Source organism: Alcanivorax sp. HI0083 (assembly GCF_001635175.1).
Genome location: NZ_LWFX01000916.1, coordinates 1 through 9,002, shown reverse-complemented (window position 1 = coordinate 9,002; position 9,002 = coordinate 1). Strand labels below are relative to the sequence as shown.

At 59.5% G+C, this 9,002-nt stretch carries 7 protein-coding genes and 1 pseudogene; all 8 read left to right on the top strand.

Annotated elements, in window-relative coordinates; all coding sequences use genetic code 11:
• Positions 1-1,017: flavodoxin-dependent (E)-4-hydroxy-3-methylbut-2-enyl-diphosphate synthase (gene ispG, locus A3754_RS09590; RefSeq protein ID WP_063519486.1), on the top strand; the 1,017-nt coding region annotated here is incomplete at its 5' end.
• Positions 1,018-1,137: 120 nt separating this feature from the next.
• A complete protein-coding gene (gene hisS / locus A3754_RS09585; protein ID WP_063519488.1) occupies positions 1,138-2,382 on the top strand; it encodes a histidine--tRNA ligase in 1,245 nt (414 codons plus the stop codon).
• Between the two features lie 17 nt (positions 2,383-2,399).
• On the top strand, positions 2,400-3,035 hold the full coding sequence (locus A3754_RS09580; RefSeq protein ID WP_231880574.1) for a tetratricopeptide repeat protein: 636 nt from the start codon (positions 2,400-2,402) through the stop codon (positions 3,033-3,035).
• Positions 3,036-4,178, top strand: a complete 1,143-nt coding sequence (gene bamB / locus A3754_RS09575; RefSeq protein WP_063519485.1) for an outer membrane protein assembly factor BamB — start codon at positions 3,036-3,038, stop codon at positions 4,176-4,178. It begins immediately after the preceding gene.
• 108 nt (positions 4,179-4,286) lie between these two features.
• Complete coding sequence (gene der / locus A3754_RS09570; protein ID WP_063519484.1) at positions 4,287-5,696, top strand: ribosome biogenesis GTPase Der; 1,410 nt, start codon at positions 4,287-4,289, stop codon at positions 5,694-5,696.
• 129 nt (positions 5,697-5,825) lie between these two features.
• Positions 5,826-7,868 (top strand): TonB-dependent siderophore receptor, encoded by a 2,043-nt coding sequence (locus A3754_RS09565; protein WP_063519483.1) that lies wholly within the window; start codon positions 5,826-5,828, stop codon positions 7,866-7,868.
• Positions 7,869-7,872: 4 nt separating this feature from the next.
• A complete protein-coding gene (locus A3754_RS09560) occupies positions 7,873-8,742 on the top strand; it encodes a hypothetical protein (RefSeq protein ID WP_063519482.1) in 870 nt (289 codons plus the stop codon).
• Positions 8,739-9,002, top strand: a pseudogene (locus A3754_RS09555) (hybrid sensor histidine kinase/response regulator); the annotation flags it as partial. The gene A3754_RS09560 and the pseudogene A3754_RS09555, both read left to right, overlap by 4 nt.

Below are 9,002 nucleotides of genomic sequence, written 5' to 3'. Positions count from 1 at the left end.
AATACCGAAACCTGTGATGTGGACGCCACCGTTGGCCAGATCCGCCGTTTACAGGATGCCGGTGTGGATATCGTGCGGGTGTCGGTGCCGTCCATGGATGCCGCGGAAGCCTTTGGCAAAATTCGCAAGCAGGTGGATGTGCCGTTGGTGGCGGATATCCATTACGACTACAAGATTGCCTTGGCGGTGGCTGAGCAGGGTGTGGATTGCCTGCGTATCAACCCCGGCAATATTGGCCGCGAAGACCGTATCAAGGCAGTGATTCAGTGCGCCAAGGACAAGGGATTACCAATCCGTATCGGCGTGAACGCCGGCTCCCTGGAAAAAGAATTACAGCGTAAATACGGCGAGCCCACGTCCGACGCCCTGGTGGAATCCGCCATGCGCCATGCGGACATTCTCGACCGCTATGATTTTCAGGACTTCAAGGTCAGTGTGAAGGCCTCCAACGTCTTCATGACCCTTCAGGCCTACCGCAAGCTGTCTGCCCAGCTGGAGCAGCCCCTGCACCTGGGTGTCACCGAAGCGGGGACCTTCCGTTCCGGCACAGTGAAATCCGCCGTGGCGCTGGGTTCACTGCTCATGGAAGGCATCGGCGATACCATCCGCATTTCCCTGGCCGCCGACCCGGTGGAAGAAGTGCGGGTCGGTTTTGATATTCTGAAAAGCCTGAACCTGCGCAAGAAAGGCGTAAACATTATTGCCTGCCCCAGCTGTTCACGACAAAACTTTGATGTGATCAAGACCGTGAACGAGCTGGAAGCGCGACTGGAAGACATCAACGAATCCGTTGATCTGGCGGTGATTGGTTGCCTGGTAAATGGCCCGGGCGAAGCCCGTGAGGTGGATGTGGGGCTCACCGGTGGCACGCCCAATAATCTGGCCTACCGCGACGGTGAAAAAAGCCATCACATTACCGCTGACGATCTGGTCGACGAGCTTGAGCGAATGGTGCGCGCCAAGGTCAAGAAACAGCGAGAAGACGAAGAGAGGGGCATTATTGCCCGTAGTGAATAGACGGCGTGGGATCTTGGTCGGGCGTGGATTAGCGTCCGGCGTTAGGCGTCCAGCGTTCTGCGTTTTTAAGGAAATTCTGTGAGCAAGGCAGACAATAAAAAGGTCACCTCCATCCGCGGGATGAACGACATCCTGCCGGAGCAGACCGGGCTGTGGCAGTGGTTGGAAGGTAAAGTGCGCGATGTGCTGGCCAGTTACGGCTATCAGGAAATTCGCATGCCCATCGTGGAGCAGACCGACCTGTTCAAGCGCAGCATCGGTGAAGTGACCGATATCGTCGAAAAGGAAATGTACACCTTTGACGATCGTAACGGCGACAGCCTGACCCTGCGTCCGGAAGGCACGGCCAGCTGTGTGCGTGCTTGTGAGCAGCATGGCCTGTTGTACAACCAGACCCAGCGGTTGTGGTACACCGGCCCCATGTTCCGCCACGAGCGTCCCCAGGCCGGTCGTTATCGCCAGTTCCACCAGATTGGAGTGGAAACCTTCGGCATGACCGGCCCGGATATCGATGCTGAAGTCATCCTGCTTACTGCACGTCTGTGGAAAGCCCTGGGCCTGGCCGACAAGGTCACGCTGGAGCTGAACTCCCTGGGTGACAGTGCGGACCGGTCGCGCTATCGCGATGCGCTGGTGGATTATCTGAAAACACACTTTGATGCCCTGGATGGGGACTCCCAGAAGCGTCTGGAGCGCAGCCCGCTGCGCGTGCTCGACAGCAAGGACCCTGGCACCCGCGAGGTACTCAAGGATGCGCCGCAGCTGGCCGATTACCTGAATGACGAGGCTGTCGCCCATTTTGAAGGGCTGAAAGCCTTGCTCGATGCCAGTGGCATTGCTTATAAAGTGAACCCGTATCTGGTGCGCGGGCTGGATTATTACGGCAAGACCGTTTTCGAGTGGGTCACCGATGCCCTCGGCGCCCAGGGCACCGTCTGTGCCGGCGGTCGCTACGACGGGCTGGTGGAGCAGTTGGGCGGCAAGCCGACCCCGGCGGTGGGCTTCGCCATGGGGGTCGAGCGGCTGATTTTGCTTATCGAGCAGGAAAAGCCGGAACTGTCGGCGCCGGTGGACGTCTATGTGATGGCCATGGGGGATGTATTGGCATCCACCATGGCATTGTCCGAACAGCTTCGCGATGCCTTGCCCGGCCGTGCAATCCAGTTGCACTGCGGTGGTGGCAGCTTCAAAAGCCAGATGAAAAAAGCCGATCGCAGCGGTGCCGCGGTGGCCTTGATTATCGGCGAGGATGAACTGGCCAGTAACAGTGTTATGGTCAAACCCCTGCGTGGCCAGGGCGAGCAGCAGCAAGTATCCCGGGATCAGGTTGCCAGTGAGCTGGTAGCGCTCCTGGCGGACAATTAATAAGAAAGGAGAGCAGGGTGGCAGATTACATGCGCGATGAAGAGGAACAGGCGGAGCTGCTTAAAGAGTGGTGGCAGAAGAACGGTACCGCCGCGATTATTACCGTGGTACTGGCCGTGGCAGCCCTGATTGGCTGGCGTGAGTGGCAAGGCCATCAAGGGGAGCAGTCCTCCGAAGCGTCCAGGCAGTATCAGGTGTTGGTGGAATCGCTGACCGCACAGCAAGTGGATGAAGCGGCAGTGAACAAACAGGCGCAAGCCCTGAAAGAGGATTTCCCCGGCAGCGCCTATGCGGACTATGCCAGCCTGGCCCAGGCGCGCCTGGCGGTACAGGCGGGCGAGTACGATAAAGCCGCTTCCCTGCTGCAAGATGTGGCTGACGACGGCGCCACCGATGCGCTGACTTACACGGCACGTCTGCGCCTGGTGCGTGTGTTGCTGCAGCAGCAGGCCTACGATAAAGCCGCCGCCGAGCTCGATCACAGCTTCCCGGCTGCCTTTAATGGCATGGCGCTGGAGCTGCGTGGCGACCTGGCAAAAGCCCGTGACGACCAGCAGGCCGCCACAGAGGCGTATACCCAGGCGCTGGAAACCCTGCAGGACAACGGTGAAAAAGACCGTGTGCAGATGAAACTGGATGACCTGAAGAGCTAAATGAAATATTTCCTTCTCCCCTTCGCACTGGCCAGCCTGTTGCTGGCCGGTTGTAGCTCCAACCCGAATGCCATTGAGCCCAATGACTTGCCGGATTTTGATGCCAGCTACAAGGTAAAACGGCTCTGGAAAGAAGGTGTGGGCAACGGGGTGGAAGACAGCCAGCTGACCCTGCGCCCGGCCGTTACCCAGCAACAGGTATTTGCCGGTGATGTGTTCGGTGAGGTGTATGCCATCAGCCGTGACAAGGGCAAGCGCCAGTGGCGAGTGAAAACCGAAGATCGTATCGGCGGCGGTTTTTACGCCGGCTATGGCATGGTGCTCTACGGCACCCGTGAAGGCATGGCCGTGGCCCTGTCCATGGAAACGGGTGAAGAGCTGTGGCGTACCCAACTTTCCGGTGAAGCGCTGGCGATCCCCAACAGCAACGGCACCATCGTCGTCTTTCAGACCCAGGATGGCCATATAACGGCGCTGGACGCCACTACGGGGGATCAGGTGTGGGATTATGAAACCCCGGTGCCCACCCTGACCCTGCGTGGCCTGGCCCAGCCTGCCATTGCGGATGGTCGTGTTTATGCCGGTTTTGCCAATGCCAAGCTGGCGGCCCTGGACGCTGAGACCGGCGTGCCCGCCTGGGAGCAGCGTATTGCAGAACCCACCGGCCGCTCCGAGCTGGATCGCCTCACCGATATCGATGGCAACATGATTGTGGAAGGTGGCGGGGTTTTCGCCGTGGCTTTCCAGGGCAAGCTGGGCGTGGCGGACCAGATTAATGGCCGTCAGTACTGGGGCAAGGAAATGTCCAGTGCCCAGGTGATTAGTGCCAGCGGTGGTCGCTTGTTTGTGGCGGATGATGTTGGTGTGGTGCGGTCCGTGGACCAGCGCACCGGTAGCGTGCTCTGGCAACAGGACAAGCTGTACGGCCGCCGACTGACCGGCACTGCCGTGCAGGGCGACCTGATGGTGGTGGGTGATTTTGAAGGCTACCTGCACTGGATGGATGCGGATGACGGCACCCTGGTGGCCCGTAAGAAGCACGACGGTGACGGCTTTGCGGGTACCCCGGTCAGCTATGAAGACACCCTTTATGTGTTGAGTTACGACGGCAAACTGGCGGCCTACACGGTGCGCCCCAAATAACCGGTCCGGTTTCTCGATACCTGAAAAATCTGCGCCCCGCGCAGATTTTTTCGTTTGAATCCCCCTTTGGCGTTACCATAGCGCCGTTGAAACCTCGTTGAGATGACTATGAAGCCGGTAATCGCCCTGGTGGGGCGGCCCAATGTGGGCAAATCCACACTCTTCAACCGACTGACCCGTACCCGGGATGCCCTGGTGGCCGATTTCCCGGGGCTTACCCGTGACCGTAAATACGGGGATGGCCAGCTGGGCGGCTATTTGTACACGGTGGTGGATACCGGCGGTATCGGCGAGAACGATGACGGCATCGACGTGCCGATGACCAGTCAATCCCTGCAGGCCGTGGGCGAAGCCGATGTGGTGTTGTTTATGGTGGACGGCCGTGCCGGCCTGACCGCCGCCGATGAACAGATTGCCAGCGAGTTGCGCAAGCTGCCCAAACCCACCTACCTGATCGTTAACAAGACCGATGGGGTGGATGCGGATTCGGCCATGTCCGAGTTCTTTTCGCTGGGCCTCACCGAGGTGCTGCCGATCGCGGCGGCCCATGGTCGCGGTGTGACCAGCATGATCGAGCATATTCTGGAAGGGTTTACGGATCTGGAGTTGCTGCCGGAAGGCGAACATCGCACCTCCAAGAAGCCCGGCGAAGACAGCATTCGTGTGGCCGTGCTGGGGCGTCCCAATGTGGGCAAGTCCACCCTGATCAACCGCATGCTCGGAGAAGAACGGGTGGTGGTGTTCGACCATGCCGGGACCACACGGGACTCCATTGAAGTGCCATTCGAGCGCATGGGGCGCGCCTATACCCTGATCGACACCGCCGGGGTCCGGCGGCGCGGTAAAGTCTACGAAATGGTCGAGAAGTTTTCCGTGATCAAGGCGTTGCAGGCCATGGAAGCGGCCCAGGTGGTCGTGGTGGTCATCGATGCCCGCGAAGGCATTACCGACCAGGACCTGCACCTGTTGGGCTATGCCCTGGACAGCGGTCGAGCTCTGATGATCGCGGTGAACAAGTGGGATGGTTTGGAAGCGGACCATAAAGAGCGGGTGCGGGTGAATCTGGGGCGACGGCTGGAGTTCGCCCCCTGGGTGAAGATCAAGTTTATTTCTGCACTGCATGGCACCGGGGTGGGGGACCTCTGGGGCATGGTGGAGCAGGCCTGGGACAGCGCCTTTATCAAGATCGGCACCAACGAACTGACCCGGATGATGGAAGAAATCACCAACGGTCATCCGCCACCGCGCAATGGGCGCTTTCGCGCAAAATTGCGTTATGCTCACCTGGGCGGTAACAATCCGCCGACGCTGGTGCTGCATGGCAACCGCACGGAAGCCCTGCCTGCCAGCTACAAGAAGTTTCTGGAAAACCGTTTCCGCGAACTGCTGAAACTGGAAGGCACGCCGATCCGGCTGGAATTCAAGTCCGGTACGAATCCGTATGAAGGGCGCAAGAATGTGCTCACCGATCGCCAGGTGCATAAGCGCAAACGGATGATCAAGCGAATGAAAAAATAACCTGCCTCGCTGAGCAAGGAAGGAGGCCGGGGCAGGCAACACGGAGGATGCGTTATCAAACGCTGGGGGTATTGGGGGATAGCCGGTTGTTTAGGCGTGTTTTGCGCGTCTGCGCAAGCGATAGAACCAATGATGGAACCGGCCCAGCAGCCCGCCATGGTTCTTACCCCTGCCCGCGTGAGTCAGCCTCAATCCGAGGCCCCAGCCAGTGTCACAGTGATTGACCGCACGCTGATCGAAGCCAGCGGTGCCCGCGAGCTGTATGAAGTCCTGAAACTGGTCCCGGGTATGGCTGCGGTGAAGGTGGACGGCAATGTCCCTTCGGTAGCCTACCACCCCACCCAGGCCCGCGATCAGCGGCGCATGCTGGTGTTGCTTGATGGTCGCAGTCAGTATCAGCCGGGCCTGTCCCGGGTGAGCTGGAACGACATGCCGGTGGATATCCGCGATGTGGAACGTATTGAGGTTACCCGTGGTCCGGCGGCTGCCGCGTATGGTGCCAACGCTTTCACTGCCGTGATCAACATTATTACCCGTGACCCACGGGATATCAGCAAGAGCGGCGTGACCGTACAGGGCGGCAATAATGGTATCCGCGATGCGCATCTGGTTGGTGTTCACCGGCTGGAAAACGGGGCGCTGCGTGCTTCCGTGTCGCGACGGGCAGATAACGGCTATGACGAGCCCTTCGAAGGCGAGAGCCTGCCGGATGGCAAGCGCATTGAGACGCTCAACACCGAGTGGGTCTGGGACGCAGATGCCCGCAATACGCTCATGGTGCAGGCCGGTGGTAGCCGCAGCCGCCTGGAGCGCCAGCAGGAAGCCGGTGTTGCCGATATTGGCGAATACCAGGGCGACCCGGTGCAGAAAGGCGAGCGGGCATTTGTGTCGCTGCAATGGCAGCACAATTTCAGCCGGACCCATCAGCTGCAGGTCCATACTTACGGCCAGTACAATCAGGAAATCACCGACTTTAATGTCTGTTACCTGGACCCTGTGACCGGCCAGACCGGGCCCGGGGGCGGCCTGTTCTTCAGTCAGGAACTGCGCGATTTGTATTTGCAGAATGGCAGCGACATGGGGGCGACTTTTGCGGCCTTTCCGGCGGATGCCGATGCCACTAACCGTTATTTGACCTTGCAGGGTGCCGGTGCGCCTTTCTGTGCCGGCAGTGAGCTGGATATTCAGGAGGTGCGTTATGACCTGGAAATTCAGGATACCCTGCAGCTGACTCGCTGGGCACGACTGGTCAGTGGGGCAGAAATTCGCCATGACCGGGTACAGTCCGACAGCTACCTTGGGGGCACGCAAGACAATATCAGCTACCGTTTTTTTGGCAATCTGGCGCTGGATGTCCTTGATCCGGTAACGGTGAACCTGGGCGGCTATTGGGAGCGAGACCAGATCAGCGGTGATCATTTCAGCCCCCGCGCCGGCGTTAACTGGCGGCTGCTCCCGGGCCACCATCTGCGTTATGTGTATTCCGAAGCGCTGCGCACACCGGATATCTATGAAGAGCGCGCCAATATCAATATTCAGGCGCAAACCCTGTCACCGCCGTTTGCGGATAATACCCAGGCGTTGCTGGGCTGGGCGCCAGCGTACTTTTTTGTGACCCAGCAAAGCCCTGGCACTTTTGAGCCGGAGCGCATCCGTTCCTGGGAGGTTGGCTATTACGGGCAGTTTTCTGCGATAGAACTGGATGTGCGCTATTTTCAGGAAAGCCTGACGAACCTGCTGAGCACGGCACTCAATCCGTTTGAATTTGAACCGAGCAACGAAGGGTGGGTCAACCATCAGGGCACAGAAGCCCAGCTCTCCTGGCGCCCGAGTGTATCGCATTTATTCCGTGTTACCGGCGCCCACATTCACACCGACACTAACGTGAAGACCGAGCGGCGTCTGGCTGCCCGGGATTCTGGCAGTGCCCTGTGGTCGTGGCAGTTCAGCCGCCAATGGGCGTTTTCATCCGCGTATTATCTGTCCAATGATTATAACGATAACGTTTTTGAGCGTGCGGACGTGCAGCTCCGCTTTCGCCACCGTGCCGGCCCCACGGAGCTGGAATGGCGGGCAGTTGTTCAGCATGGGCTCAATAAGGCCCCGGTGGTTTTTGCAGAGAATCACTACCAGCAAGATCGAATGTGGCTGGGTGTGACGGTGAGGATATAGCCGGATGCAAAGCAGGCATGGACGCGCACTGGTTCTTCTTTTGTTGCTGGCAACGGCTGGCGGTGCGTTGTCCTCGCCGGCGCAAACCGTACACGTACTGGCTGAGCCCAGCCCCTTCAAGGATGTGTTTGTGCTTTCGCTGGCGCAGGATCTGCCGGCGAACCTGCGTGTCGTCGATGAGCCCGAGGTGGCGGATGTACTGGTTGCCCTCGGCGATGCCGCCTTTACCCGTGCCATGGCCCAGGGAAAACCGTTGTTGGGGGTCCATGTCAGCCGTGCCTTGAGTGAAAAGGCCGTGCAAGAGGGGTACCGGTGTGCGGCGATCTGGGCGGGGGTCAGCCTGGCGAATCAGTTGCAGTTGGTGCGGACCATGATGCCTCTGGCCCGCCGGGTTGGCGTGGTACTGGGGGCGGACAGCGTTTGGCCTGCCGAGCTGGTGCGTGGTTTTCGCGGGCCGCTCAAGCTGGAGTTGTTGCCGGTCAAAAATGCCCGGGACCTGGGTGACACCCTGCGTGAGAATCTCAATCATCTCGACGCCATTGTGCTTCCGGTGGACGACGCTCTGCTCGGGCCAGATGCCGCCAAGCTGGTGTTGTTGACTAGCTACCGCCAACGCCGGCCAGTGTTTGGCCCGGATCTGACATTTGTGAATGCGGGCAGCGTGGCATCGTACTATGCCAGCGGTAGCGATCTGGTCAGCGAAGCGGTTCAGCGGCTGCGTGTTTTTGCTGACACGGGAGAGTGGGGTGCCTCTGCCTTTGTGTCTCGCCCGTCGGTGGTGGTCAATGAGCACGTTGCCAGCAGTTTTGACATGCATTATCGGGATAGTGGGGCACTTCAGGATGCCCTGCAAAAAGCCGGGGAGGCGCCATGACGCGTGCCGATGTACCGCGCAAAGGCCCGGGGATTCGCAAGCAATTGCAAGTTCTGGGGCTGGTTCCTGCACTGTTCATGCTGGGCCTGTTGTTGGTGGCATTAACGTGGCAGCGCTTTGAGGACGCGGATCGGGACCTGCATGAACTGGGCAGTTTTTTGGCTCAGCAGATTGCTTCGGCATCGGAATACGGCGTATTGGCGGGCAATTACACGGACTTGCGCCGCCAGGCTCAGCTGGCCATGCAGCGGGCGGATCTG